Genomic DNA, 25,056 nt, shown 5'->3' with positions numbered 1-25,056 from the left:
CGCTCACAGGTCGAGCACGGTCCCGTCCGGGAAGCGGACCCGGACGCGGTCGGCGTCCACGGCGCAGGTGACGGCCTCCCGCAGGGCCCCCGGCCGCACCGTGTCCCGGGAGAGGGCGATCAGGGTGACGTGGACGGAGGCGCCGCCGGGGTGGGCCGAGGACGTCAGGAACGGCGTCGCGGAGTGCGGGCCGTACGCGTTCGCCGCCACCTCGCGGGCGACGCCCGCCTCCGCGTCCCAGCCGTACAGACCGACGACGGCGCTCGTCAGCCCGGTCGCGGTCCGTACGAGGGCCCAGCCGGGGCCCCGCTCGGCGTGCGGCCGCGTCTCGTCCGCCACCGCGTGGCCGCCCTCGCGGACCGTCGCCCCCGCGGGCCCCTGCACCCGGTGGACGCGGATCTCCCACGGGCCGTGCAGCGCGCTGGTGGTCTCGATCGGGTACTCCCGTTCGTCGCCCGGGAGTTGGGCGTCGGAGCGGGAGGATGCCACTCGGCCCGCGCAGCTCAGCGGGTGGATACGGCGGCGACGCGAGGCCGTGCCGTCGGGGGCGAGTAGGGCCAGATGGCCGTCGACGGAGCGTTCCCAGGCGCGCGGGGCGGTCTCTGGGGCGGTCGCCGTCGAGTAGCCGAACTTGGCGTAGTGCGGGTCGTCCTCGGCGGGGCCTTCGAGCGGGTTGTGGTCGCTGCCGTGGTTGACCAGGCGGACGATGCCGTCGTGCCGGGTGCCGTGCAGCAGCCAACCGGGGTGGGGGAGCGCCGTGTACTGGTCGGACTCCTCGACGGGCAGCGGCAGTTCGCGCTCCGTCCACACCGGGTGGTCGGCGGGCAGCAGCAGGCCGAGGAATCCCTTGCTGGCCCAGTACGGCGATGCGGGTCCCGAGTAGGGCTGTGTCGCGGGCAGGAACGTCTCGTACCAGCCGAGGGGCAGCAGCCCCCGCTCGTCGGGCACGCCGCGCTCCACGAAGTGCCGCGCCGTGCCGGAGGCGAGGCGCCGGGTCAGGCCCGGCGCGAGCGGGGTGCAGTCGGCGAGCGCGCCCATCCACACGGGCGCGGCGGCCGCGAACCGGTAGGTGAGGGAGCGGCCCTGGTGGACGGGGGCGCCGTCGCCGCCGAAGAAGTGCGGGTAGGCGGCGAGGTATTGGGCGAGGCGCTCGCGGTAGGCCTTGGCGCGGCCCCCGTCCTCCTCCCCGGCCATCCGAGCCCACAGCAGCGGGTACAGGTGCAGGGCCCAGCCGATGTAGTAGTCGAAGTTCCGTCCGTCGCCGTCGCTGTACCAGCCGTCGCCGCGGTACCAGTCCTCGATGCGGTCCAGGCCGCCCTCGATGTCGGCCCTGCTGTACGGGGCGCCGACCGAGGCGAGGAACTGCTCGGACACCACCTGGAAGAGCCGCCAATTGTTGTCCCAGGTCCTGGCGCCCACGAACCCGGAGAGCCAGTCGACCACCCGCTCCTGGACCCGGGTGTCGAGGGTGTCCCAGATCCAGGGGCGGGTCTCGTGCAGGCCGACCGCGATGGACGCGGCCTCCACCATCTGCTGCGAGCAGTCGGTGAGCCGGGGCCAGGCCTCGCCGCTGTCCGGGTCCGTGCCCGCCGCGAGCCCGCGCGCGTACCGTTCGACGAGCCCGGGGTCCACCGCGCCGCCCGCTCCGGCGATCCGGAACGCGGCGAGCAGGAAGGAGCGCGCGTACCCTTCGAGGCCGTCCGACACCACGCCCGACCAACTGGCGCGCCCCGGCAGCCGGTACTGCGCGCACCCTGGCGTCGCGTACGGGACGAGTGCCGCCAACTGCCGGTCGGCGAGCGCCTCCCAGTGCGCCCGGGTCCAGCCGGTGAGCGGGGACAGGACGCGGTCGGTGGGCGGCAGGGTCAAGTGCGGTGCGGGCATGGGTCCTTCACTCCTTGGTGGACGATGCGGGCCGGTGCGCCAGAGCCTGTGAGGCCTGCGCGGTCACGCGAGTTCGGCGCCGTGCGTGTGGCCGCGGGAACCCGCCACATGGACGGTGACCACCGGACGGTGTCCCGGCGTGACGGACACCGTGTCGTCGGCGCGGACCACCTTTTGTACCGGGAAGGGGAGTTCGACGGCGAGCGTCGTCCCGGTGCGGCCGGGGTCGGCGACCGCCAGTGACACACCGCCGCGATGGTCGCGGCGCACCAGGACCGTGCCAGGACCGGAGGCGGCGAGGCCCCCGGCGCGGCCCGCCGCCCAGAAGTGCGCCGCGAACACGCCCTCGCGGCGGGCCTCGACGGCCTGCACGGTCGCGTCGTTGGTCACGATCCGCACGGGCCGCGCCAGCGCCCACAGGGCGGTCGCGGCGGCGCTCGCGCCGGGCAGCAGCACGTAGGCGTACGACGCCGCCTCGGGGGAGACGCCGTGGTCGAGCCACAGGGTCAGGTAGCGGCGCCGCACCTCGGTGGTGCTGCCGCCCGTGTCGGCGCCGGTGTTGATGTCCCGCCACGCGCCGGCGCGTTCCTCGCGCAGGGCGTTCAGCCCGAGGTCGCGGGCCCGGCCGAGGAAGTCGGGGAAGACGTAACCGCCGGTGCCGTCCAGGTGGGCCCACCGGGCACTCCGCCGCCGCGCGGACCAGCCGTCGTGGCCGGGCTGCGGGAGACCGTCGACGAGGAGGCGCCGCGCCTGTCCTCCGCCACGCAGCACACGGTTCTCGACCACCGTCTCGATGGTGCGCCCGTCGCGCGTGCCGATGTCCGCGCCGAGCGCCACGACGACGTCGTCGAGGCAGAACCAGGCCTTGCGGGCCCGCAACGTGCTGCCGTCGGCGAGCAGTTCCATGGCCGCCGCCCCGTACCGGGAGCCCAGGACCGCGCCGCCCGCCACCGCGTTCTTGGGGCGGTACGTGCTGGTGCCGCCGCCCGAGCCGATGTCGGTACGCGGACGTGTGTCCACGGTCGTCCCCGGCAGCCGGTACGGATCGACGGTCGCCCAGAAGCCGTCGCCGAACTGCCCCACGTCGTCGGCGTCGTACAGATAGGTCATGCCGTCACCGGTGTACCAGCCGTGCAGATTCTCGCCGTTGCCCGCCTCGTACGCGGCGATGCGCTGGGAGGAGAGGGACAGCGCGAGCGCCCAGCCCGGCCGCCGGTGCACCACGCGGTCCATGTCGGCGAAGACGACGTGCCCGGTGGACCGGTCGGCGGCCGGCACCGACGCGTCGTCGAGGACGGCCTTGGCGCGGGCCAGGGCGGGGATGCCCACCAAACCCGCATAGGGGATGGTCTTGTTGCGGAGGATGCACCCCTTGACCATGGTCCGCCAGCGCCGCGCGTACGCGGCCGGGGCGCCGGACGCCAGCTGCAGGATGTGCGAGAGCGTGACCGCCCCGTCGGTGTGGTCCCGGGCCTTCTCGCGCGAGATCGCCCGGCCGCGCACCGCGTCCATCATCAGCCCGTCGAAGAGCACCGGCGTGAACGTCCGGTCGACCGCCTCGTACAGCACCGACGTCTTCGGATCGGTGACCGCCCACGGCGATCCCGCGAGCAGCGCGATCAACTGCCCCGCGCCGCCCAGCAGTACGCTCCCGTACGTCCCCGTGTACGCGACCGAGCCGTGCTGCACGAACGAGCCGTCCTCGTAGAAGCCGTCGCCTGAAGTGACGTACGTGAACAGGCTGTTGCGGCCGCCGTCCCGCACGTCGGACAGGCCGTCCCGGGCGACTGCGACGGTCGCCGCGTCCCGGGCGAGCAGCCCGCGCAGGGCCACGATGACGGCCTTGTCGGCGCGGTTGGCGCCGGTCTCGGCCAGTGCGGGCGTGCTGGTGCGGCGGTCCGGGTCGGGGCAGAACGCCGCGACCGTCGCCGTGTACGCGGCCAGGTCGTCGGCGGGCAGGTGCTCCCGCAGCAGCACGCAGGTGTCCATGAGCGCGCGGGGCGCCCCGATCTCCCAGAACCACCAGTTGCCGGTTTCGGGGCAGTTGGGCCGGTAAGCGGCGGAGTGCAGGAAGCGCAGCGCTTCGAGCAGGGCGTCGAGGGTGTCCGCGTGGCCGGTGAGCGAGGTGCCGGGCGTGGCCCAGGCCGTCGCGAGGGTGCGGAGACGGGTGTAGCTCTGACCGAAGTTCCCGGGGTCTGCGGCGGGCGAGAGGTCGGGCCAGAGCGCGGTCCGCCCGGCGGAACGGTCCAACGTGCCCCACCAGTCGGCGGCTTGGGCGTCCAGGGTCTTGAGGGCGCCGGCGAAGTCCGGGTCGGTGGCGTCGAAGTCACCGCCGGTGAGCTGGTCCGCGGCGCGCGTGAGCAGCGGCGCGAAGCCGTCCTCCCGGGTGGCGCCCCACGCCGTGCCGCCCGCCACCGACGGCACGACGAGGGACGCCGCCCCGGCCGCGAGAAGCGTGCGGCGGCGGGGGCCGGTGGAGTCGGGGGCGGGCGTGAGCATGCGAACTCCCAGGGGGTCGGGGCACACGGGACGACGGACGGGACCGGAGTCCCGTGGAGGGGCGGGAGGCGGTGCGCGATGCGATTCCGCGCCAGCATGTAAGCGGTTGCTATGGCGGCGCAAGGGGGCTGGGGAGTTTCTACGTTCTTTCTGTGCCGCCGCCCAGGGATGGTGTCGGTGTGGACCCTCGGGTGGCCCCCTCGGTCATCGGTGCGGTCCTTGACGCCGACAGTAAGCGATTACTACGTTGCCGCCCCATGGCTGAGAAAAGGATCCGAACCGTGCGTGCCGCCATCGCGACGGCGGCCGCGGCCGCCACCTTCGCGCTCGCCGTCCCCGCCCACGCGGCCCCGCAGGCGTCCCCCTTCACCCCCACACCCGGCGCGGACGGCGTGGGCGACCCGCTGTATCCGACGCTCGGCAACGGCGGTTACGACGTCCGCCACTACGACCTCTCCTTCGACTTCACGCCCGTGACGTACGACTTCCGCGCCACCATGAAGATCCGGGCGAGAGCCACCCAGGACCTGTCCTCCTTCAACCTCGACGTCGACGCGCTGACCGTCGACGCAGTCGAGGTCGACGGCGCGCGGGCGACCTGGACCACCGCTCCCGGGCAGACCGGCCAGGAACTCACCGTCACCCCCGCCCGCCCGCTGCGCGACCACCGCACCTTCGACGTCGAAGTCACCTACCACGGCAACGGGAAGACGAAGCCCGCCGGCCTCCCCGGCTGGCGCCTCATGTCCGACGGAGGCTTCGCCTCGGCCGCCCAGGCCTCACGCGCCGACACCTTCGCACCCGTCAACGACCACCCCTCCGACAAGGCGACCTGGACCTTCCACCTCACCGCGCCGAAGGGCTGGACCCCGGCCGCCAACGGCACCCTCACCGGCCGACGCGACGCCCACGGCGCCGGGCGCACCTGGGACTTCGCCCTCAACTCACCCATGGCACCTGAGCTGTTGGGCATCTCCGTGAACAAACAGCGTTACCTGTACGGGCGCGGACCGCACGGCGTGCGGCTGCGCCACCTCGTACCCGAGGACCAAGTGGCCAGGTACCGGCCGATCGTCGAGGAGACCGGCGGACAACTCGCTTGGCTGGAGCGGACGCTCGGGGTGCGCTACCCCTTCGACACGTACGGCGTGCAGATCGTGCGCGACGGCTACGGCGACGCGTTGGAGAACCAGACGCTCTCCCTCTTCGGCCCCGGCTGGTTCGAGCGCCCCACCTACTCCACGACGATGGTCCACGAGCTGACCCACCAGTGGTTCGGTGACTCCGTCACCCCCACCACCTGGCAGGACGCCTGGCTCAACGAGGGCCCCGCGGTGTTCTACGCGGCCGTGTGGGCGGACCAGAAGGGCTTCCAGCCGATCGAGGAGAAGATGAGGACGGCGTACGCGAAGCTCGACGAGGTCCGCAAGACCGACGGCCCGCCCGGAAAGCCGACCGGCCTCGGCGGCTTCAACATCTACGACGGCGCCGCCGTCACCCTGTACGCCCTGCGGCAGCAGATCGGGCAGGACGAGTTCGACGCCGTCATGAAGGCCTGGCTCACGGGGCACCGGCACGCCAACGCCTCCACGGAGGACTTCGTCGACAACGCGGTGAAGGTGACCGGCGACGCGTCCGTCGGGGTGTTCCTGCGGCACTGGCTCTTCGACCTGGACAACCCGCCGATGCCGGGGCACCCGGACTGGCGCTGACGGCTTGGTACTCCGGTGCGGCTTCGTGACCTGCCTAGCGGGCTCGTCCGAGCCCCGGGCGTGCGCGCGGGGTTAGTTGGTGCGTGCACATGCCTCGACACGGGTGGGCGCGGGCGGATAGATAAGGATCAAGCCCGTCCATGGCCGCGCCGCGCTCCTCCACCCGCACCCGGGCAGCGCACCCGTGTGGCCGGCTCGGCACCCGCAACACCGGCTCAACGGCACCGCAACACCGGCTCAAGGTAAGGAAGTTCCATGACCGACCTCCGTCTCGGCGTCCTCGGCTTCGGGCTGCGCGGCTCGCTCGCCCGCACCGCCCACCGGCCGGACGCGGGCTCCCGTGTCACCGCGCTGGCCGACCCCGACCCCGCGGCCCGCGCCGAGGCGGCCACGGCCTTCCCCGCCGCGCTGATATCGAGCGACCACCGCAAGGTCGTCGAGGACCCGGACGTCGACGCGATCGTCGTCCTCACCCCCGACCACACCCACGCGGCACTGGCCTGCGAGGCGCTGCGTGAGGGCAAGCCCGTCTTCGTGGAGAAGCCCCTGGAGACTGGCGTCGAGGCGTGCGACGAGATCCTGCGGACCGCGTACGAGACGGGCACGCGGCTCTACGTGGGGCACAACATGCGCCACATGCCGGTCGTCCGGCTGATGCGCGACATCATCGAGCGCGGCGAGGTCGGCGCCGTCAAGACCATCTGGGTGCGCCACTTCGTCGGCTACGGAGGCGACTGGTACTTCAAGGACTGGCACGCCGAACGGCGGTACACCACCGGCCTGTTGCTGCAGAAGGCCGCCCACGACATCGACGTGCTGCACTGGCTCGCGGGCGGCTACACGCGCCGGGTGCAGGCGCTCGGCGACCTCATGGTCTACGGCGACAACCCGCACCGGCGCGAGCCGGGCGAGCCGAAGTCGGCCGACTGGTACACCAAGGACGGCCACTGGCCGCCGCACACCCAGCGCGACCTCAACCCCGTGATCGACGTCGAGGACGTGTCCCTGGTCAACATGCGCCTCGACAACGGCGTCCTCGCCGCGTACCAGCAGTGCCACTTCACGCCCGACTACTGGCGCAACTACACCGTCATCGGCGACGCGGGACGGCTGGAGAACTTCGGCGACGGGCCCGGGGGAGCGGTCAAGGTGTGGAACTCCCGCCGGTCCGGTCACCGGGCCGAGGCGGACGCGGAGTACCCGGTGCCGGACGCGCAGGACGACGGCGGGCACGGGGGCGCCGATCCGCTGCTCGTCGACGAGTTCGTGCGCTTCGTCCGCGAGGGCGGCCGCACCGACACGTCGCCGGTCGCGGCGCGCATGGCGGTCGCGGCGGGCGTACGGGCGACGCAGTCGCTGCGGGACGGCGGGACGCCGCGCGAGGTGCCGGACCTGGACCCGGAGCTGATCGCCTACTTCGAGCGGGGGCAGACCCGCTGAAGGCCGGTCGCCGCCGGGGTTTCGGCGGGGCCTGAAGGAAAGCTGCGGCGGCGCTTAAGAAATCCTCGATGGACCGGGGCGCCGCCGTAGGGAAGATTCCTGTGTCGTCGGGGGAAGAAGCGACGTACGACAGGAGCCGTGGCGTTGAAGGCGCTGGTCAAGGAGAAGGCGGAGCCGGGTCTCCGCCTCAAGGAAGTACCGGAGCCGGTCATCGGCCACGGCGATGTCCTGATCAAGGTGCTCCGCACCGGGATCTGCGGGACCGACCTGCACATCAGGGCCTGGGACGGCTGGGCGCAGCAGGCGATCAGCGCGCCGCTGGTCGTCGGGCACGAGTTCGTCGGCGAGGTCGTCGAGACCGGCCGCGACGTCACCGACATCACGGCCGGCGACCTGGTCAGCGGCGAGGGTCACCTGGTGTGCGGCAAGTGCCGCAACTGCCTGGCGGGACGGCGCCACCTCTGTCGCGCCACCGTCGGCCTCGGCGTCGGGCGGGACGGCGCGTTCGCCGAGTACGTGGCGCTGCCCGCCGGGAACGTGTGGGTCCACCGGGTCCCGGTCGACCTCGACGTGGCCGCGATCTTCGACCCGTTCGGCAACGCCGTGCACACGGCCCTGTCCTTCCCGCTGGTCGGCGAGGACGTGCTGATCACCGGCGCCGGGCCGATCGGTCTCATGGCGGCGGCCGTCGCCCGGCACGCGGGCGCCCGCAACGTCGTGATCACCGACGTCAGCGAGGAGCGCCTCGAACTGGCCCGCAAGGTCGGCGTCAGCCTCGCCCTCAACGTGGCCGACTCGACGATCGCCGACGGCCAGCGCGACCTCGGTCTGCGCGAGGGCTTCGACGTCGGCCTGGAGATGTCCGGCAACCCCCGCGCGATGCGCGACATGGTCGCCAACATGACCCACGGCGGCAAGATCGCCATGCTGGGGCTGCCCGCCGAGGACTTCGCCGTCGACTGGGCGCGCATCGTCACCTCGATGATCACCATCAAGGGCATCTACGGCCGCGAGATGTTCGAGACCTGGTACGCGATGTCGGTGCTGCTCGAAGGCGGCCTCGACCTGGCCCCCGTCATCACCGGCCGGTACGGCCACCGCGACTTCGAGGCCGCCTTCGACGACGCGGCGAGCGGCCGCGGCGGCAAGGTCATCCTCGACTGGACCTCCTGACCTCCGCACGGCTGCCCTCGTAAGGCTGATCCTGTACGGCCGCCCCGGCCCGCCCGCCCCGGCCGCCCGACCTTGACGGCGCTCACCCCGAAGGAACCCCGCATGTTCGACTCCGTACGCGAAGACCTCCAGGCCACCCTCGACGAGATCCGCGCCGCGGGCCTGCACAAGCCCGAGCGCGTCATCGGCACCCCGCAGTCCGCGACGGTCGCCGTCACCGCGGGCGGCCGCCCCGGCGAGGTCCTGAACTTCTGCGCCAACAACTACCTCGGCCTCGCCGACCACCCCGACGTCGTCGCCGCCGCGCACGAGGCCCTGGACCGCTGGGGCTACGGCATGGCCTCCGTCCGCTTCATCTGCGGCACCCAGGAGGTGCACAAGGAGCTGGAGGCGCGCCTGTCGGCCTTCCTCGGCCAGGAGGACACGATCCTCTACTCCTCGTGCTTCGACGCCAACGGCGGCGTCTTCGAGACGCTGCTCGGCGCCGAGGACGCGGTCATCTCCGACGCCCTCAACCACGCATCGATCATCGACGGCATCCGCCTCTCCAAGGCCCGCCGCTTCCGTTACGCCAACCGCGACATGGCCGACCTGGAGCAGCAGCTCAAGGAGGCCACCGAGGGCGGCGCCCGGCGCAAGCTGATCGTCACCGACGGCGTCTTCTCGATGGACGGCTACGTGGCCCCGCTGTCGGACATCTGTGACCTCGCCGAGCGCTACGACGCCATGGTCATGGTCGACGACTCGCACGCCGTCGGCTTCGTGGGTCCCGGCGGCCGGGGCACCCCCGAGCTGCACGGCGTCATGGACCGCGTCGACATCATCACCGGCACCCTCGGCAAGGCCCTCGGCGGCGCCTCCGGCGGCTACGTCGCCGCCCGCGCCGAGATCGTCGCCCTGCTCCGTCAGCGCTCGCGCCCGTACCTCTTCTCCAACACCCTCGCCCCGGTCATCGCGGCGGCCTCGCTGAAGGTCATCGACCTCCTGGAATCCGCCGGTGAGCTGCGGGAACACCTCGCCGCCAACACGGCCCTGTTCCGCTCGCGGATGACCGAGGAGGGCTTCGACATCCTCCCCGGCGACCACGCCATCGCGCCGGTCATGATCGGCGACGCGGCCGTGGCGGGCCGGATGGCCGAGCTGCTCCTGGAGCGTGGCGTGTACGTGATCGGCTTCTCCTACCCGGTGGTGCCGCAGGGCAAGGCGCGTATCCGCGTCCAGCTGTCGGCCGCGCACTCCACGGAGGACGTGAACCGCGCGGTCGACGCGTTCGTCGCCGCCCGCGCCGAGCTCACGGAGTCGGGCGAGGCCTGACGGCTCCGGCCGTGTGACCTGCCGTGGGAGAATCGACGGCATGATCGAAGCGCGGCGGCTGCACATCCTCCGTGCGGTGGCGGACCACCGCACGGTCACGGCCGCTGCCGCCGCGCTGTACCTCACCCCGTCCGCCGTCTCCCAGCAGCTCGCCGCCCTGGAGCAGGAGACCGGTCACCGCCTGGTCGAGCGCTCGGCGCGCGGCGTACGGCTGACGGCGGCCGGCGAGATCCTGCTCACGCACACCAACGCGGTTCTGGCCCAGCTGGAGCGCGCCGAGGCCGAACTCGCGGCGTACGGCTCCGGTGAGGCCGGCACGGTGACCGTCGCCGCGTTCGCCACCGGCATCGGCCTGGTCGTCGCCCCCGCGCTGGCCCGGCTGGCCGATTCCGCGCCCGGCATCCGGGTCCGCGTCCAGGACGCGGAGGGCGACGCGAGCCTGCCGATGGTCCTCGACCGGCAGGTCGACGTGGCCGTCGCGGTCGAGTACCGGGGAGCCCCCGGCGCGGACGACCCCCGGCTCACCCGCGTCCCGCTCTACGCGGAGCCCTTCGACGCGGTGCTCCCGCTCGGCCACCGGCTCGCGGACGCGGAGCGGGTCGCCCTGGCCGAACTCGCCAAGGACGCCTGGATCGGCCCCTTCGCCGGCAACCCCTGCCACGACGTGGTCGTCCTCGCCTGCGAACAGGCCGGATTCCAGCCGCTGTTGGAACACTGGTCGGACGATTTCCGGGCCGTGGTCGCGCTCGCCTCGGCCGGCGCGGGCGTCGCCCTCGTGCCGCGCTCGGCGCTGCGCGGCATGGACGTGTCGGGGGTCGTGGTCCGCCCGGTGGAGGGCGCCGCCCCCACGCGCCGGGTGTTCGCGGCCGTACGGTGCGGGGCGGAGGACCACCCGCTGATCCGCCCGGTGCTCGACGCGCTCGGCGACGCGGCGGGCTGACCGCCGACGCGGCCGGCCCACCCCGGCCGACTCGCCGCTCGCCCCCGACTCACACCGTCTTGACCGAGTTCCCGTCGACGAGGTGGTCCGCGCCCGTGACTCCGGCGGCGAGCGGCGAGGCCAAGTAGGCGATGAGAGAGGCGACTTCGGCTGGATCGGCGAGTCGGCCGGTCACCATGCCCGCGCTGGCCGGGAGGTCGGCGAGTAGCCGCTCCTGCGGCACGCCCATGGACCGGGCGAGCGCGGCACCGTAACCGTCGGGACCCTCCCACATGTCCGTGCGGACGGGGCCGGGCGACACGGTGTTGACGCGCACCCCGGCGGGGCCGAACTCCTCGGCCAGCGCCTTGCCGAAGGCGGTCAGCGCGGCCTTGGCGGTGCTGACCGCGACGGGACCGGCATGCGGGGTGCGCGCACTGGTGGAGGAGACGTTGACGACGGCGCCGCGGCGCTCGGCGAGATGGGGCAGCGCGGCCCGGGTGGCGCGGACCGCGGCGAAGAAGTTCAACTCGAAGGCGTCGTGCCACTGTTGGCCCGTGAGGGCGCGGAAACCGCCGGTCCAGCCGGCGTCCGCGTCACCGCCGCCGACGTTGTTGACCAGCAGGTCGATGCCGCCGTGCTCGGCCGCGGCCAGGTCGACGGCGCGGGCGGGGCCGTCGGCGGTGGCGAGGTCGACGGCGATACCGGTCGCGCCGGTGGCCGTCAGCTCCGAGGTGAGGGTGCGGGCCGCCGCCACGACGCTTCCGTGCCCGCTTGCACCGCCCACATTGCCCGAAATCTTGACCCTTAGGACCACTAAAACGCCCATACAGAACTGATCAGGACATTGGGCGATACATTTCGGCCGTGCACCAATTGAAAGATTGCCATGTACAGGTTCCCTGCTGGATCGTCGTCCTGCAAGCGTGAAACCGCTTCCCGGAAAGGGCCGTTAATTGCGGTCATGTACGGGCTGGAATCAGGGAGTACCTGTGCTGTCGAAAACGAAGAAGATCGCACGCTCCGCAGGCGTGGCGGTCGCTGCCGCCGCCGCGTTCACCGTCGTGATGCCCAGCAGTAACGCTTTCGCCATCGACCACGTCGAATGCCGTGGCGGCGAGAACTTCTTGAAGATCTGGTCGCACAGCAGTGACGGCCGGCACAGCGTCGACTGCTACGCGAACCGTGGCCGGACCGGCTTCGGCGAGTGGTGGGTCGACCGGATCTCCACGGGCAACAACGACCTGATCTACTACGACGCCAATGGTGACTCGGTGCGCATCAACCGGTGGACCGACATCACCTTCCCGAACCGTCCGCCGAAGGTGAAGGACATCGAAATCCTGTAGCCAAACATTGGCTCGGGTGAATACGAGCCAAAATTCGGCAGGGAAACTCCGGTGGCCGCCTCCGCACCGTGGCCATTTCCGGATCGCACAGTGAGCCGGCCACGCCCTTTTCGGGCGTGGCCGGTTATCGGCATTTCTGCACACATCCCCGTACGGGTCAGGGCGGGCAGGTCGTCCGCATGAGGTCCCGCGCGCGGGGGAGGCTGCACCGAAGAGAGTCGGCCACCGCGACGAACGGCCACTCCGACGAACAGCCCCGGACGAACGAGCCCTCAAGGAGTCCGCGAAGATGCCCGACCGTGCCGATGCCCCCACCTCCGCCCCCGCCGCGTACACCGCGGGACTGCTGAACGCGGCGGACGGCGTGCCCGTCGCCACGTACACCTGGCTGCCCGCCGACGGCCGGCCCCGCGCCTATGTGCAGATCGCGCACGGCGCCGGCGAGCACGCCCTGCGCTACGACCGCTTCGCCCGCCATCTGACCGAACACGGCTACGGCGTGGTCGCATCCGACCACCGCGGCCACGGCGCCACCGCACAGGCCACCGGCGGCTTCGGGGTCACCTCGGAGGTGGCCGGCGGCGAGGACGCCGACAGCTGGCGGGCCATCGTCGACGACCTCAAGGCCATCGGCGACCAGGTCCGCACGCTCCACCCCGGCCTGCCGTTCTTCCTCTTCGGACACAGCCTGGGCTCGCTGCTCGCGCGGGACTACGCGCAGGAGTACGCCGACGGGCTCGCGGGAGTGATCCTGTCGGGTACGTTCCGCTCGCTGCCCGGCGCCGACATCGAGGGGTCGATCGCCCGCCTGGAGCGGGAGATCGCCGAGCACGGCAGGTCCGCGCCGTCCTCGTACATCGGCGACCTGTTCGCCTCGTTCAACGAGCCGTTCCCCCACCGCACCGGTTTCGAGTGGCTCTCGCGGGACGAGGCGGAGGTGGACGAGTACGTGGCCGACGAGCGGTGCGGGTTCACCTTCTCGGCGGGGCTCACGCTGGACTGGGTGCGGGCCGTGCGGAAGATCAACGATCCCCGCAACCTCGCGCGCGTGCCCGCCGACCTGCCGATCCACGTCGCGGTCGGTGACCAGGACCCCTGCCATGTGGGGATGACGCTGGTGTACGAACTCCTGGAGGACTTCCGGTACCTGGGGGCCGACGACCTGACGTGGAAGGCGTACCCGGGCGGGCGCCACGAGATCCTCAACGAGACCAACCGCGACGAGGTGCAGGAGGACCTGACGTCCTGGTTGGACGAACGGGTGCTGTGACGTCCTGGTTGGACGACCGGGTGCTGTGAGGCGCGGGGTCGTCCAGGGGTGACTGTCAGTGGCGTTGGTTACGGTTCGTGGCATGTCGAAGTCCAGATCCCGTTCCCGCGTCACCTCCGACGACGTGCGCCGCGTCGCCCTCGCCCTGCCGGAGACGGTGGAGAAGATCGCGTGGAGCATGCCCACGTTCCGGGTGGCCGGGAAGATGTTCGTGACGGTTCCCGACGACGAGACGTCCTTCGCCGTGCGCTGTCCGAAGGTCGAGCGGGACGAACTGGTCCTCGCCGAGCCGGACAAGTTCTGGGTGGCGGCGCACGAGGCGGGCTCCGCCTGGGTGCGGGTGCGCCTCGCGGCGCTCGACGCGGACGAGCTCGCGGACATCCTGGCCGACTCCTGGCGCCAGGCGGCCCCGCCCCGACTCCTGGAGCAGCACCCGGAGTTGGGGGTCGTGTCCACGGACTGAGCGAGCCCGCGGGCCCGCCGCGTATTCATAGAGAGCGCTGTCTGTCCTGCGTGGCATGATCCCACCGAAGCGGTAGGGGAGCCGGTCGGTAGGGGAGGGGTGGGGCGGGTGAGCGCGCCGACAGGTCACGGGATGGAGCCGGAGACCGGGAGACGGGGGCGGGGTCGGAGCCGGGTTCGGGGTCGGAGGCGGGTTCGGGGTCGGGGGGAGGCCGGGGCGGCGCGGGGCATCTGGTCGCGGGACTTCGGACTCTTCTTCGCGGCCCGCGCGGTCGCCAAACTCGGGGACACGATGCTGCCGGTCGCGCTCGCCGCGGGCCTGCTGCGGGAGGGGCACGGCGCCGGGGCGGTCGGTCTCGCGATGGCCGCCACGACGGTCTGCTTCGCCGGCCTGGTGATCTTCGGCGGCGTCTTCGCCGACCGCTTCAGCACCCGCCTCCTGATGATCGGCGCCGACGCCGTCCGGCTCGGCACGCAGTCGCTCGCCGCGGTGTTCTTCTTCACCGGGCACGTGGTCCTCTGGCAGATCTGCGCGATCGGCGCGGTCAACGGCGCGGCCGCGGCCGTGTTCCAGCCCGGCGTGGCCAGTACGGTGCCGCGGCTCGCGGCCGACGTGCAGAAGGCGAACGGCGCGATACGGGTGGCCGAGTCGACGGCTTCCCTCGCGGGGCCGGCCGCGGCCGGTGTCCTGGTCGGCCTCGCCTCTCCCGGAGCGGTCTTCGCCGCGCACGCGGGTACGTACGCGTTGAGCGCGCTCTGCCTCGTCCTGCTGCGGCTGCCGCCCGCGCGCCCGGGGTCCCAGCCGGTCAGCAACGGCTTCCGGGCCGACCTCGTCCAGGGCTGGCGGGAGTTCAGGTCCCGCACGTGGCTGTGGGGTGTCATCGCCGTCTTCGGCCTGCTGATGATCACGGCCACCGGACCCGCCGTGCCGCTGGTGGCGACGCTGGTCGTCCAGGAACACGGCTCGGGTTCGTACGGCCTGGTGAACTCGGCTCTGGGCGCGGGCACCGTCGTCGGTGGCCTGCTCGCCCTGCGGTTGCGCCCCCACCGGATGCTCCGCGCGGGGACCTTCGCGCTGGTCGCCTACTCCGCGTTCCCCGCCACGGTCGGCGCGGGGCTCGACGTCCCGCTGATGGCGGTGGGCGCGGCCGTCGCGGGGGCGGGCGCCTCCTTCTGGGGAGTGATGTGGGCGACGAGCGTGCAGACCCAGGTTCCGCCGGACGTCCTGAACCGTATCCACGCCTACGACGTGGCGGGCTCGCTCGCCATGCTCCCGGTGGGCCAGGCCCTCGCGGGCCCCGCCGCGAACGCCTTCGGCGCCGAGAAGGTCCTGCTCACGGGTGGCGTGATGACGCTGGTGGTGTGCGCGGGCCTGTTCTCCGTACCGGCGATCCGAGGGCTGGTGCGTGCGGACGCGGGGACGGGGGCGGCCGCGGGGCGGGTACCGGGGGGCGGGGTCCCGGCCCTTGACCACCCGGCGAGTGCCGCGCCGAGCACGACGGAGGGGGTGCCGGGCGGCCCTACGGTGCCGTAGTGCCGGGCCGGCCGTGCGGTGCCGTAGTGCTGGGCGGCCGTACGGTGCCGTAGCCCGGAGCCGTCCGCCTCACGCACCCCCGCCCGCCGCCGAACCGCCCCACGACCCCCGTCACGGCCTACGTATGAACCGAGAAGCGTGTGTGGCGGCACGTACGCGTGTCGTCGGTTTCCCTCCTCGGGCGGCGCCTAGCGTGCCGACGTGGACACCCTCATCTTCTTGCTGATCCTCGCCGCCCTGCTCGCGGTGGCCCTCGACAAGCCGCGGCCCTGGGTCGTCGGTCTGCTCCTCGCCTCGACGGTGGCCTCGTTGCTCATGTTCAACCACCACGTCACCGATCCGCTCGGCTACCACTACTGACGGGGCGTCCCATGAACTCCACACTCGGCAGCCACCTCGGCGACGGCACCGGCGGCCGCACCGGCGGCCGCACCGGCGGCCGGCTGAGCAACCGGCTCGGCTTCCTCCTCGCGCACGCGTTCGTCCTCGCGTACTGCGCCATCCTGCTGACCAGCCTCGCCTTCCAGGTCTTCGACGGCGACATGCCGTGCCCGCTGTGCGTGGTGCAGCGGATGGCGATGCTGCTCTGTGCCGCCGGCCCCGCCCACATCATCGTGCGGGCCCGCGCGGGAGCGGTCAGCACGGTCGACTACATGGCCGGATACGGCCTGGCGACGATCGTCGCGGTCGCAGGCGCCGGCATGGCGGCCCGCCAGGTGCTGCTGCACCTGACCGACCCCAAGGGCTACGGCCCTGCCGTGCTCGGCCTGCACATGTACACCTGGGCCCTGGTCACCTTCCTCGTCGTGATCGTCTTCTGCGCCCTCAGCTTCGTCTTCGCCCCGCAGCTGATCCCGAAGGGAACGTCGTACGGCGTCGGGTCCAAGGCCGTGGTCTGGCTGCTGATCGCCATCGCGGTCGTCATCACGGTGCTGACCTTCGCCGAGGAGGGCTTCCACCTCACGCTCCCCGACGACCCGCGTCGTTACGAGCTGTTCGCCTGAGCCGCCCGCGTGGGCCGGGCGACGCGGCCCACGAGCACCGGGCAATGGCACGCTTGCCCAGAAAATCGAACGTGTGATCCCATCAGGGTATGCGTCACACCATTCCCCACGACCTCGTCCGCACCCAACGAGAGTGGACCCGCACCTACGAGAAGCTGGCGGCCCACCCCGGCCGCACCGCCCTGCGCCGCCGTCTGATCCGGCTCACCGCCCGGCTGCACTTCCATCCACGGCTGCGCGATCCCGCCGCCCGCATGGAGCTGCGCCGCGTGGCGCGGCGCGGCATGCCGGGCTCATGACGCCCGAGGTGGTCCTCCATCCCGCGTCTCCGGGCGGTGGGCGCCGTGTCACGGTCGGCTCGGTGAACCTGGGGCTGGCCCACGACGACCGCGATCTGATCGAGTTCCTGAGGCGGGCCGGCCTGGACGACGCCGAGGGCCTGGTGCTGGGGGACTCGCCGCTCATCCGCTGGCGCGGGGGCGGCGCACACGACTACGCGACGCTCTGAGCGCTCCGGCCGCCGGGAAAGGGGTGAGCGATCACCGCTCGGAGTGCGGTATTGTTTCGGTGCACGTTCGGCCGGGGGAAACCCCAGGTCACACGGGCACCGGGACGTGGCGCAGCTTGGTAGCGCACTTGACTGGGGGTCAAGGGGTCGCAGGTTCAAATCCTGTCGTCCCGACTCGAGAGAGTCGAGGTCAGGGCCGGTTTCGGAGCAATCCGAAACCGGCCCTTGATCGTTTTGTATGTCCGGGTGCAGGTAGCGCTGGGTGGTGGTCAGCGATCCGCCCGTGGGCGGCGCTGCACGTCGAGCGCCGGCGGGGGCATGACTGGGTGTGGGGTCGGGGATGATCTCCGACCGTGGGCGTCTGTGGCTGGAGGTCCGTCACGCCGGCAACGCGAAGCGGAGTCCGTGAACCCGGCGCCTGATGGCGGTGCCTTGGGCCAGCACCTGCTCACCACGGGACGCACCTACGACGGGCCGGGGTGCCGGGTGCGTGCGTGCGGCAGCGAGCCCCACGGCAGGCTGCGGACGTGCACGTCCTGGCACTGAGGGCACGTAGCGGGGCGGTGCGGGTCAGTCGACGCGCGGGAACGGCCGTGTCTCCGCTGGGCGGCGATGAAAGCGGACCGCACCGATGACGCGTTTGCTGGCAGCGCCCTAGGGCGAGTGGACTCGAGCCGTCGGCTGCTGACTCTCAGCTTTCGCCTGGCGGAGCTGCCAAGTGTGCGACCAGCCGGGCGACTTGCTGGGCGTATGTCTCCTGGAAGTCGTCCTGATCCGCGGCGGCACCGAAGATCTGACGGGCGACCTGCGGGAGCAGGACCGGTGCGCTGGTCATGGCATAGAGGGCGAAGAGCAGGTGGCCCGGGTCGAGGTCGTCGGGGAATTCACCGGCCGCCTGACGCTCGCGGAACTGGTCGACGATGCGGCTCATGAAAGCGGCCCGGCCTTGGCCGTGCTGCTCGAGGCCGGCGCTCTCGTCGGCCTCGGGCGTGTCACCGAGGCCCTCCCAGGCGCGCAGACGCGTGATGTCCGCGTTGCGCCCGGTGATGCGCACGTAGTCAGCGGCGATCTCGCTGAGCGCAGTGCCGGGGGCGGGAAGCGGGTCCAAAGCGTTGGTGCCGCGTTCCAGGACGGCCTGATAGAGGCCGGCCTTGCCGTCGAAGTGGTACGAGATGAGCTGCGCGTTCATGCCGGCCGTCTTGGCGATGCGGGTGACGCGGGCGCCGGAGTAGCCGTGCGCGCTGAACTCGCTGACGGCGGCGCTGATGATGCGCTCCCGGGTGCGCCCGGAGTCTCTGCGTCGGTCTGCCTCCTGGGGGGCCCGGCGTGGGCGCTTCTCCGTTGCCATGCCGGTGAGCATACCCTCCGACCTCCCTTTTCATCCAGCCATGTGATCTGTCACCAACACATTTGACTTTGTCATTATTCTGAATGACATTGATTGAGGAGCATCCATTGAAGGAGCAACATGAAGGTCTTGGTCATAGGCGCCGGCCTGGGCGGACTCGCCCTCGCGCAGGGGCTGCACCGCGACGGCGTCGACGTGCACGTCTTCGAGCGCCGCTCGGATCGGACCGTCGGTCTGCAGGGGTACGGGCTGCACCTGAACGAGGCGGGCTGCGCCGCTTTGCGGGACTGCCTGCCGCCCGCGAACTGGTCGAAGATCGACGCTGCTGCCGGATACGCCGGCAGCACGGCAGGCTTCTACGACCAGCGGCTGCGACGGCTGACGCGCGTCGGCAACGGCCACCAGGGCAACCGCCGCTCGATCAGCCGTCTGGGCCTGCGCGAGCTGCTGCTGGAGGGGTTGCCGCAGGAGCGGATCCACTGGGGCAGGGAGTACCAGCGCTACGGGCAGCTGCCCGCGGGCCGGGTACGGGCGCACTTCGCCGACGGCACCCATGCCGATGGGGATCTGCTGGTGGGCGCGGACGCGAGCAATTCGCGGGTGCGCCGCCAGCGGCTGCCCGACGTCACCCGTCAAGACACCGGGGTCCTGACCATCGCCGGACGCACTCCGCTGGCCGCCGCCCGGGCCGCCGGGCTGCCCGCCGAGGTCCTGGACGGGACCCCCAACAGCATCGTGCCTGCGGGGCCTGGCTGGCTGTTCGTCTGCGCCTGGCACGCCGGCACCCAGTTGCCCGCCGGGGAGGACACCCATGGCTCCTACGTGGTGTGGGCCTACGTCGCCGACCGCGCCGCGCTGCCCGCCGACGTGACACGGCGGACCCCGGTGGCCCTGCGGAATCTGGTGCTCGCCCGCATCCGCACCTGGGCCTCTCCCCTGAGCGTCCTGGTCGGCGACTGTGACGTTGAGTCCATCGCACCGGTCGCGCTGCGCAGCATGCCGGAGCTGACCGAGTGGGCCGCCGGCAACGTGACGCTGCTGGGCGATGCCATCCACAACATGACGCCGATGGCAGGTGTCGGGGCCAACACCGCGTTGCGGGACGCCGCCGTGCTGCGCCGCGCCCTGAGCGACGTCACCGTCGACTCAGGCGATCTGGTGACGGCCGTGGCCGCCTACGAGGCCGAGATGCGCTCGTACGCCAACCCGGCCGTGGCCGCCTCCCTGCGCAACGCGCGTAACGCGGGCAAGGCGGCCCGCCTGCCGCGCACCGCTTTCCGCACCGTGCTGCGGGTGGCCGACAAGGTGTCGCCCGTCAAGCGCGTGGTGTTCGCGCGCTGACCACCCCACCCCAGCCCACCCCACCCCGACACGACGAGCACAAAGAGATGGCCATGAATACGAGCCGTGCAGGCAGCAAGATGATCAATGTGAGTCCCGACCCGCGCTCGACAGCCACACCCACGGTGCCACCCGGCTCCAGCGCCGGCCGGGGCGACGGGAGGCAGAAGGCGACCGGTGTCCTGGTCGCAGCCCTGCCCACCATCGCGTTTCTGGTGGCCAACGCGATCGCGTCGCTGACTGCCGGGCTGATCGCCGCCGCAGTGGCCGCAGTGGCCGGCTTCGGGTGGCGGCTGCTCCGCAAGGAGAAGCTGCGCCAGGCCGTCATCGGCCTGGCCATGGTCACCGTGTGCGCGGTGGTCGCCGCAGTGACCGGCGAGGCGCGCGGCTTCTTCCTCGTGCCGGCCCTGATCCCCTTCGTGGTGCTGGCCATATGCATCGCCAGCATCGCGATCAAGCGCCCGCTCACGGGCGTGCTCCTGAACAAGGTCAGCGGCGGCCCGTCCGACTGGCGCCACATCCCGCGGCTTCGGCGCGTGTACACGGTCTCGACGCTGATCTGCATCGCCGTCAACGTCATCAACGCCGCGCTGCAGGTCATCTACTACCGCGGCGATGAACCGGTCGTCCTCGGCATCGTGCACATCGCCACCGGCCCCGTCTTCGCCGCGATCGTGGCCGGCACCATCGCCTTCGCCCGCCGGGCCATGCCCGCCCGCACCGCCCGCTGACCCCCGCAGGGGCCAGGTCCTCGGCTTGGCGCACTCGGATCGCGACGTGATCGAATTCCTGCGCCGGGCCTGGCTGCCGGACGCGGAGCGGCTGCTCGGCGGCCCGACGCGGGTGAAGTGGCGCGGTGGGCGTGACGCATGGCTAAGCGGCGATCGCGACCAGCAGCGCGAGGATGAGCACAAGCGTCGCCGCAGCGGCCAGCACGGCGATCCCCGCGAGAGATCCCATGATTCTCCACGCGAACGTCGTCACGCGATCCGCGCGATCGACGGCGTCCTGATAGCCGCTGTCGTCGTCCCAGTCACGATTCATCATCGCCCCCGGGAGAGAACCTACCGGGCCTGCCGGGGGGCTGGTGGGGCGCGGTTCCAAGATGCACTTCCTGTCAGCTGCCGGCCTCTTCGCCGCCGTCGCGGTCGCCGGCGGCCTGGGGCAGCCGGCGGGGCCATCATCGGTGGTGTCGTCACACAGGGGCTGGGTTGGCGGTACGTCTTCCTGCTCCCCGTGCCCGTCGCGCTCCTCGCCACCCTGGCCCTGCCCAGGCTCCTGGAGCCCCAGCCGCCGAGTGCGAAGGTCGCGCAGTGGTACCCCCAACGAGTGGCAGGGATGGATGACGCCCCGTCTGCGCCGGAAGTTCAGGACCGGAATGATTGCCGATGTGGCCGACCGGTTCGGATAGCGGACCGCCGAGCCGTGTGCGAGCCCCGAGGCCGTCGGCTGGACGCGCGTGGGTGTACCGCAGTTGTGCCCGCCCCCGGGACGGCGGATTCTGTAGGGGATGAACGGGGCTGGTGCGGCGGCATGACGGCATGGAACACGGAGCAGAGCGCTGACTTTCGTAGCCCTCTGGACGTCACCAGGGCGGCCACGGCGGTCGTCGACGCCCAGGACACGGTCGTCGGGTGGAGCCGCGCGGCGGAGCGGCTCCTCGGGTATCGGCCGGACGAGATGATCGGCCGCCCGCTGACCTCCTTCCTGTCGGGGCCCGCCGCGACGCCCCCCGCCCTCTCCCTCCCTCCCGAATTCCGCGGGAACGAGATCCGCGTCGCCCGGCACCGGGACGGCCGCGAGCTGATCGTGGCCGCCGCGGTCTGCACCCTGCCGGGCGCGGGACCCGCCGGGCGCGTCCTCGTCGCGGCGGAGCTGGAGGACCTGCGGCAGTGGGAGTCCCGGCTCGCCCTGCTGCACGGGCTGACCACCCAGTCGCCCGTCGGCCTCGCCATCTACGACGCCGACATGCGGCTGACCTGGTGCAATACGGCGTACGAGCAGGAGATGGGGCGACCGCTCGCGGAGTTCCGCGGGATGCGGGCCGATGAGCTGTACTCCGACGGGAAGTTCGTGTCGCGGGGGCATCCGCCCACGCTCGACGCGGTCATGCGCCACGTACTGGAGACGGGTCAGTCGTTCCTGGACCTGCACTTCCAGGGCCGGCCGCCCAGCGACCCCGACACGGACCACCTCTGGTCCTGCGCCTACTACCGGCTCGAGGACGCCGACGGACACGTGTTCGGGGTGTGCGAGGACGCCTTCGACATCACCGACCGGTACCGGGCCCAGCGGCGTCTCGCCCTGCTCGTCGAGGCGGGCCGGGGTATCGGAACCGCCCTCGACGTCACGGTCGTGGCCGAGAACATCGCCGAGGTCGCGGTGCCGGAGTTCGCCGCCACGGTCACGGTCGACCTCGCGCGGGCGGTGCTCGAAGGCGAGACGCCGGCCACGGGGAGTTCCGCGGCGATGTCGCTGGTGCGGGTGGCCCACCGTTCGACCGGGGCCGGGGCCGGGGCCGGGGCAGGGGCCGGGGCCGGGCCCGCTGACGGTGGGCGTGACGAGGCCGGCCCCGGCGCGGACCCGTCGCCCGTCTCGTACCCCGCCGGCTCCCCGCAGGACCGCTGTCTCGCCTCGGGTGGGCTCGTGCTCGACGGGCCCGACCTGGTCGTGCCCCTGCGGGCCGACGACAGCACGCTGGGGCTCGTCACCTTCGGGCGGGAGACGGACACCGCCACCTTCGACAGCGGCGAGGTGGCGCTCGCCGACGAGCTGGTCGCCCGTACGGCCGTGTCCATGGACAACGCCCGCCGCTTCACCCGCGAGCGCACCGCCTCCCTCGCCCTGCAGCGCCAGCTGCTGCCGCGCCACGTCCCCGAGCAGTCCGCCGTCGACCTCGCCTACCGCTATCTGCCCACGGACGACGTGACGGGCGTCGGCGGCGACTGGTTCGACGTCATCCCGCTGTCCGGCACCCGGGTGGGCCTCGTGGTCGGCGACGTCGTCGGGCACGGTCTGCAGGCGGCGGCGACCATGGGGCGGCTGCGCACGAGCGTGCGCGCGTTCGCCCAGCTGGACATGGACCCCGTCGAACTCCTCTCGCGGCTCGACGATCTGGTGGCGCAGTCGGCGGAGGAGCAGCGGAGCGAGCTCGGCGCGCCCGACGGCACGTACACCGACGTCACCACCGGAGCGACCTGCCTCTACGCGGTCTACGACCCGGTGTCCCGGCGCTGTGTCATGGCGAGGGCCGGGCATCTGCCGCCCGCGGTCGTCGACCCGGACGGCACACCGTCCTTCCTCGACCTGCCGGCGGGCCCGCCCCTCGGCCTGGGCGGCCTGCCGTTCGAGTCGATGGAGATCGAACTCCCCGTGGGCAGCCTGCTGGCGCTCTTCACCGACGGCCTGGTCGAGGCCCGAGACAGCGACATCGACCACGGACTCGACACCCTGGGGCGGGTCCTCAGCGACCGGCACGCCTCGCTGGAGGAGCTGTGCGACCGGGCCGTCGCGCAGCTCCTGCCGGGCGGCTCGACGGCCGACGACACCGCCCTGCTGCTCGTCCGCACCCGCGAACTCGACGCCTCGCAGGTCGTCGAGTGGCAACTGCCCGCCGAACCGGTCGCCGCCGGCGAGGCCCGGGAACTGGCCACCCGGCAGCTGTACGACTGGGGCCTCGACGAACTGTCCTTCGCGACCGAACTCGTCGTCAGCGAGCTGGTGACCAACGCGGTCCGGTACGCCGAAGGGCCGATCCAGGTACGCCTCATCCGCGACCGCACGCTCCTGTGCGAGGTGGCGGACACCGGCCACACCTCGCCGCACCTGCGCCACAGCGGCGAGGAGGACGAGGGGGGCCGCGGCCTGTTCATCGTCGCGCAGCTCGTCCAGAGGTGGGGTACGCGCTACACGCGCTCCGGCAAGACCATCTGGACGGAACAGGCGTTCCCTGCGGCGCCCACCCGCGCCGTCGCCCCCCGCTGAGGGTGCGAGCGCGGGCGTGGGCGTGGGCGGACGCCGCCCGGCCGGGCGGTCAGGACGGCGTGCTCGCCGTCGCGCGCCGGGCCGTCGGCGGTTCGAACCGCATGGGCGTGATCTGCTGGACGTCGTACCGGCTGCGCATGCGCTTCACCGCCTCGGGATCCACCGAGTCGCCGGTGGACCAGATCTCCGCGATCTCCTCGAAGTAGAGCTCGTGGTCGGGCGACGGCGAGCTCTGGAACAGCATGCGCACCGGTTCGTCCGTGGCGTTCCTGAAGGCGTGCGGGGTGTTGGGCGGCACGAACATGCTGCTGCCCGCGGCGGCCCGTACGACCCGGTCGCCGTCGACGGACTCCCAGTCGAGCCAGTCGTCCGTGCGCTCGGCGGGCTCGAACGCGAGCAGCTCCAACTCGCCCTCCAGGATGTAGAAGAACTCCTCCGAGTGCTCGTGGAAGTGGCCGCCCGTGTCGAACCCGGGCGGCACGACCACCTCGAAGATGGACACGGAGGAGCCCTGCGCCCCCGTGGCCTTGAAGGTCACTTCCTGCGCCTTCGTGACCAGCTTGTGCCCCTCACCCGGCAGCCGTACGAGGTCGCTCATGCGATCTACTCCTTGCGTGGACGGTAGCGATCGCGGCCACAGTATGACCCTTACCTCAAGCGGGACTCGGGCCGTGCTCCCGGCGCCTCGCGACCCAGAGCGCGAGGACCACCGAGCTGACCGCGGCGAACGCGCACCACGTGGAGATGTACTCCTGCCGCCACAGCACGGCGGAGACCGCGGCCCCCACGGCGACCAGGACGCCGAACAGGACGAGGCCCCGGTCGCCGGAGAGCAGCAGGGAGCCGATGGTGGCGAGGAGATAGCCGACGACGATCAGCTCCGCCCGCGGCAGCCCCAGGGAGTACCCGACGGTGTGCCCGCGGATCTCGGCCGTGACGGTGCGGGTGGCCAGCGCGTACGCGAGCACCGACGCCGTCGCGGCCCCCAGCGCGAGCGGGACGAGCAGCCGGCGCCGGGCATGCGGCGGCGCGGCGCACAGCACGGCCGCCGGCACCCAGAGGGCCAGCAGCGGCAGGGCGACGACGGCCCAGGCGAGCGTGGCGGGCCCGGTGCCGCCGTTCTGGTGCCAGACCGCGGCCTCGATGATCTGGTGGGCCCCCAGGAGGAGCGGCAGCGCCGCCAGGGTCAGGTCACGGGGGCGCCGGGCGGCCAGGGACACCGAAACGACCCCGATCGCCGCGATGCCCGTACCCGCCGCGAGATCGGCCGTCGCACTCCAGCACATGGCAGCAACGTTACGGCCGCGTCGGCGGG

At 72.3% G+C, this 25,056-nt stretch carries 23 protein-coding genes and 1 tRNA gene; 17 read left to right on the top strand and 7 right to left on the bottom strand.

What is annotated here, in order from left to right; all coding sequences use genetic code 11:
- Positions 1-3: 3 nt before the first annotated feature.
- Positions 4-1,884: a DUF2264 domain-containing protein gene (locus ACZ6CV_RS14920; RefSeq protein ID WP_469251188.1), complete on the bottom strand. Its 1,881-nt coding sequence runs from the start codon at positions 1,882-1,884 to the stop codon at positions 4-6.
- A 63-nt stretch (positions 1,885-1,947) separates the two neighbouring features.
- Positions 1,948-4,383 (bottom strand): polysaccharide lyase 8 family protein, encoded by a 2,436-nt coding sequence (locus ACZ6CV_RS14915; protein ID WP_469251187.1) that lies wholly within the window; start codon positions 4,381-4,383, stop codon positions 1,948-1,950.
- Positions 4,384-4,664: 281 nt separating this feature from the next.
- Here ACZ6CV_RS14915 and ACZ6CV_RS14910 point away from each other — a divergent pair, with 281 nt between their 5' ends.
- The 5 genes from ACZ6CV_RS14910 (at position 4,665) to ACZ6CV_RS14890 (ending at position 10,962) form a co-directional block, all read left to right on the top strand.
- Positions 4,665-6,095 carry a M1 family metallopeptidase gene (locus tag ACZ6CV_RS14910; protein ID WP_469251186.1) on the top strand — a complete coding sequence of 477 codons (1,431 nt, stop codon included), beginning with the start codon at positions 4,665-4,667 and terminating at the stop codon, positions 6,093-6,095.
- A gap of 255 nt (positions 6,096-6,350) precedes the next feature.
- Positions 6,351-7,535: a Gfo/Idh/MocA family protein gene (locus ACZ6CV_RS14905; RefSeq protein WP_469251185.1), complete on the top strand. Its 1,185-nt coding sequence runs from the start codon at positions 6,351-6,353 to the stop codon at positions 7,533-7,535.
- Positions 7,536-7,679: 144 nt separating this feature from the next.
- On the top strand, positions 7,680-8,708 hold the full coding sequence (tdh, locus tag ACZ6CV_RS14900) for an L-threonine 3-dehydrogenase (RefSeq protein WP_469251472.1): 1,029 nt from the start codon (positions 7,680-7,682) through the stop codon (positions 8,706-8,708).
- Positions 8,709-8,810: 102 nt separating this feature from the next.
- Entirely contained in the window at positions 8,811-10,022 is a 1,212-nt protein-coding gene (locus ACZ6CV_RS14895; protein WP_469251184.1) for a glycine C-acetyltransferase, read from the top strand.
- 40 nt (positions 10,023-10,062) lie between these two features.
- The gene (locus ACZ6CV_RS14890; protein ID WP_469251183.1) at positions 10,063-10,962 is read left to right on the top strand and encodes a LysR family transcriptional regulator; all 900 of its coding nucleotides are present in this window, start codon (positions 10,063-10,065) and stop codon (positions 10,960-10,962) included.
- A gap of 49 nt (positions 10,963-11,011) precedes the next feature.
- On the opposite strand, the gene ACZ6CV_RS14885 is transcribed toward ACZ6CV_RS14890, so the two are convergent.
- Positions 11,012-11,698 carry an SDR family oxidoreductase gene (locus tag ACZ6CV_RS14885; RefSeq protein WP_469251182.1) on the bottom strand — a complete coding sequence of 229 codons (687 nt, stop codon included), beginning with the start codon at positions 11,696-11,698 and terminating at the stop codon, positions 11,012-11,014.
- 235 nt (positions 11,699-11,933) lie between these two features.
- Between ACZ6CV_RS14885 and ACZ6CV_RS14880 the strand changes: the two genes are divergently transcribed.
- The 9 genes from ACZ6CV_RS14880 (at position 11,934) to ACZ6CV_RS14840 (ending at position 17,242) form a co-directional block, all read left to right on the top strand.
- Positions 11,934-12,290, top strand: coding sequence for a beta/gamma crystallin domain-containing protein (locus ACZ6CV_RS14880; protein ID WP_355813987.1), 357 nt, complete (start codon positions 11,934-11,936; stop codon positions 12,288-12,290).
- A 289-nt stretch (positions 12,291-12,579) separates the two neighbouring features.
- Entirely contained in the window at positions 12,580-13,560 is a 981-nt protein-coding gene (locus tag ACZ6CV_RS14875) for an alpha/beta fold hydrolase (protein ID WP_469251181.1), read from the top strand.
- Positions 13,561-13,642: 82 nt separating this feature from the next.
- Positions 13,643-14,023 carry an MmcQ/YjbR family DNA-binding protein gene (locus tag ACZ6CV_RS14870; RefSeq protein WP_469251180.1) on the top strand — a complete coding sequence of 127 codons (381 nt, stop codon included), beginning with the start codon at positions 13,643-13,645 and terminating at the stop codon, positions 14,021-14,023.
- A 132-nt stretch (positions 14,024-14,155) separates the two neighbouring features.
- Positions 14,156-15,556 carry an MFS transporter gene (locus ACZ6CV_RS14865; protein WP_469251471.1) on the top strand — a complete coding sequence of 467 codons (1,401 nt, stop codon included), beginning with the start codon at positions 14,156-14,158 and terminating at the stop codon, positions 15,554-15,556.
- Positions 15,557-15,757: 201 nt separating this feature from the next.
- Positions 15,758-15,916, top strand: coding sequence for a DUF5993 family protein (locus tag ACZ6CV_RS14860; RefSeq protein ID WP_362361161.1), 159 nt, complete (start codon positions 15,758-15,760; stop codon positions 15,914-15,916).
- A gap of 11 nt (positions 15,917-15,927) precedes the next feature.
- Positions 15,928-16,560, top strand: coding sequence for a disulfide bond formation protein B (locus ACZ6CV_RS14855; RefSeq protein ID WP_469251179.1), 633 nt, complete (start codon positions 15,928-15,930; stop codon positions 16,558-16,560).
- Positions 16,561-16,649: 89 nt separating this feature from the next.
- Positions 16,650-16,859 carry a hypothetical protein gene (locus tag ACZ6CV_RS14850; protein WP_469251178.1) on the top strand — a complete coding sequence of 70 codons (210 nt, stop codon included), beginning with the start codon at positions 16,650-16,652 and terminating at the stop codon, positions 16,857-16,859.
- The gene (locus tag ACZ6CV_RS14845) at positions 16,856-17,068 is read left to right on the top strand and encodes a hypothetical protein (RefSeq protein WP_362361170.1); all 213 of its coding nucleotides are present in this window, start codon (positions 16,856-16,858) and stop codon (positions 17,066-17,068) included. The genes ACZ6CV_RS14850 and ACZ6CV_RS14845 overlap by 4 nt, the downstream gene beginning before the upstream one ends.
- 100 nt (positions 17,069-17,168) lie before the next feature.
- A tRNA-Pro gene (locus ACZ6CV_RS14840) sits at positions 17,169-17,242 on the top strand.
- A gap of 517 nt (positions 17,243-17,759) precedes the next feature.
- Here the strand turns inward: ACZ6CV_RS14840 and ACZ6CV_RS14835 are convergent.
- On the bottom strand, positions 17,760-18,416 hold the full coding sequence (locus ACZ6CV_RS14835) for a TetR/AcrR family transcriptional regulator (protein ID WP_469251177.1): 657 nt from the start codon (positions 18,414-18,416) through the stop codon (positions 17,760-17,762).
- Positions 18,417-18,536: 120 nt separating this feature from the next.
- On the opposite strand from ACZ6CV_RS14835, the gene ACZ6CV_RS14830 reads away from it, so the two are divergent.
- Both ACZ6CV_RS14830 and ACZ6CV_RS14825 read left to right on the top strand, forming a co-directional pair.
- Positions 18,537-19,757 carry an FAD-dependent oxidoreductase gene (locus ACZ6CV_RS14830; protein ID WP_469251176.1) on the top strand — a complete coding sequence of 407 codons (1,221 nt, stop codon included), beginning with the start codon at positions 18,537-18,539 and terminating at the stop codon, positions 19,755-19,757.
- A 53-nt stretch (positions 19,758-19,810) separates the two neighbouring features.
- Positions 19,811-20,488 carry a DUF3159 domain-containing protein gene (locus tag ACZ6CV_RS14825; RefSeq protein ID WP_469251175.1) on the top strand — a complete coding sequence of 226 codons (678 nt, stop codon included), beginning with the start codon at positions 19,811-19,813 and terminating at the stop codon, positions 20,486-20,488.
- A gap of 142 nt (positions 20,489-20,630) precedes the next feature.
- Here the strand turns inward: ACZ6CV_RS14825 and ACZ6CV_RS14820 are convergent, their stop codons facing one another.
- The gene (locus ACZ6CV_RS14820; RefSeq protein WP_469251174.1) at positions 20,631-20,804 is read right to left on the bottom strand and encodes a hypothetical protein; all 174 of its coding nucleotides are present in this window, start codon (positions 20,802-20,804) and stop codon (positions 20,631-20,633) included.
- Between the two features lie 486 nt (positions 20,805-21,290).
- On the opposite strand from ACZ6CV_RS14820, the gene ACZ6CV_RS14815 reads away from it, so the two are divergent.
- Positions 21,291-23,741 carry a SpoIIE family protein phosphatase gene (locus ACZ6CV_RS14815; protein WP_469251173.1) on the top strand — a complete coding sequence of 817 codons (2,451 nt, stop codon included), beginning with the start codon at positions 21,291-21,293 and terminating at the stop codon, positions 23,739-23,741.
- A gap of 49 nt (positions 23,742-23,790) precedes the next feature.
- Here ACZ6CV_RS14815 and ACZ6CV_RS14810 read toward each other — a convergent pair whose 3' ends face one another.
- Both ACZ6CV_RS14810 and ACZ6CV_RS14805 read right to left on the bottom strand, forming a co-directional pair.
- A complete protein-coding gene (locus ACZ6CV_RS14810; protein ID WP_469251172.1) occupies positions 23,791-24,339 on the bottom strand; it encodes a cupin domain-containing protein in 549 nt (182 codons plus the stop codon).
- Positions 24,340-24,394: 55 nt separating this feature from the next.
- Entirely contained in the window at positions 24,395-25,027 is a 633-nt protein-coding gene (locus ACZ6CV_RS14805; RefSeq protein ID WP_469251171.1) for a DUF6629 family protein, read from the bottom strand.
- Positions 25,028-25,056: the final 29 nt, after the last annotated feature.

It is taken from the genome of Streptomyces sp. NPDC041713 (genome assembly GCF_055591085.1).
The sequence above is the reverse complement of the archived record's forward strand: the minus strand, read 5'-3'. Positions and strand labels throughout refer to the sequence as shown.

Bases quoted from the DNA above. Each gene is read 5' to 3' on its own strand.
- ACZ6CV_RS14865 (WP_469251471.1), top strand. From the start codon at position 14,156: ATGGAGCCGGAGACCGGGAGACGGGGGCGGGGTCGGAGCCGGGTTCGG.
- ACZ6CV_RS14810 (WP_469251172.1), bottom strand. From the start codon at position 24,339: ATGAGCGACCTCGTACGGCTGCCGGGTGAGGGGCACAAGCTGGTCACG.
- ACZ6CV_RS14870 (WP_469251180.1), top strand. From the start codon at position 13,643: ATGTCGAAGTCCAGATCCCGTTCCCGCGTCACCTCCGACGACGTGCGC.
- ACZ6CV_RS14920 (WP_469251188.1), bottom strand. From the start codon at position 1,884: ATGCCCGCACCGCACTTGACCCTGCCGCCCACCGACCGCGTCCTGTCC.
- ACZ6CV_RS14815 (WP_469251173.1), top strand. From the start codon at position 21,291: ATGACGGCATGGAACACGGAGCAGAGCGCTGACTTTCGTAGCCCTCTG.
- ACZ6CV_RS14895 (WP_469251184.1), top strand. From the start codon at position 8,811: ATGTTCGACTCCGTACGCGAAGACCTCCAGGCCACCCTCGACGAGATC.
- ACZ6CV_RS14905 (WP_469251185.1), top strand. From the start codon at position 6,351: ATGACCGACCTCCGTCTCGGCGTCCTCGGCTTCGGGCTGCGCGGCTCG.
- ACZ6CV_RS14915 (WP_469251187.1), bottom strand. From the start codon at position 4,383: ATGCTCACGCCCGCCCCCGACTCCACCGGCCCCCGCCGCCGCACGCTT.
- ACZ6CV_RS14845 (WP_362361170.1), top strand. From the start codon at position 16,856: ATGACGCCCGAGGTGGTCCTCCATCCCGCGTCTCCGGGCGGTGGGCGC.
- ACZ6CV_RS14805 (WP_469251171.1), bottom strand. From the start codon at position 25,027: ATGTGCTGGAGTGCGACGGCCGATCTCGCGGCGGGTACGGGCATCGCG.
- ACZ6CV_RS14830 (WP_469251176.1), top strand. From the start codon at position 18,537: ATGAAGGTCTTGGTCATAGGCGCCGGCCTGGGCGGACTCGCCCTCGCG.
- ACZ6CV_RS14835 (WP_469251177.1), bottom strand. From the start codon at position 18,416: ATGGCAACGGAGAAGCGCCCACGCCGGGCCCCCCAGGAGGCAGACCGA.
- ACZ6CV_RS14850 (WP_469251178.1), top strand. From the start codon at position 16,650: ATGCGTCACACCATTCCCCACGACCTCGTCCGCACCCAACGAGAGTGG.
- ACZ6CV_RS14820 (WP_469251174.1), bottom strand. From the start codon at position 20,804: ATGATGAATCGTGACTGGGACGACGACAGCGGCTATCAGGACGCCGTC.
- ACZ6CV_RS14875 (WP_469251181.1), top strand. From the start codon at position 12,580: ATGCCCGACCGTGCCGATGCCCCCACCTCCGCCCCCGCCGCGTACACC.
- ACZ6CV_RS14890 (WP_469251183.1), top strand. From the start codon at position 10,063: ATGATCGAAGCGCGGCGGCTGCACATCCTCCGTGCGGTGGCGGACCAC.
- ACZ6CV_RS14855 (WP_469251179.1), top strand. From the start codon at position 15,928: ATGAACTCCACACTCGGCAGCCACCTCGGCGACGGCACCGGCGGCCGC.
- ACZ6CV_RS14825 (WP_469251175.1), top strand. From the start codon at position 19,811: ATGAATACGAGCCGTGCAGGCAGCAAGATGATCAATGTGAGTCCCGAC.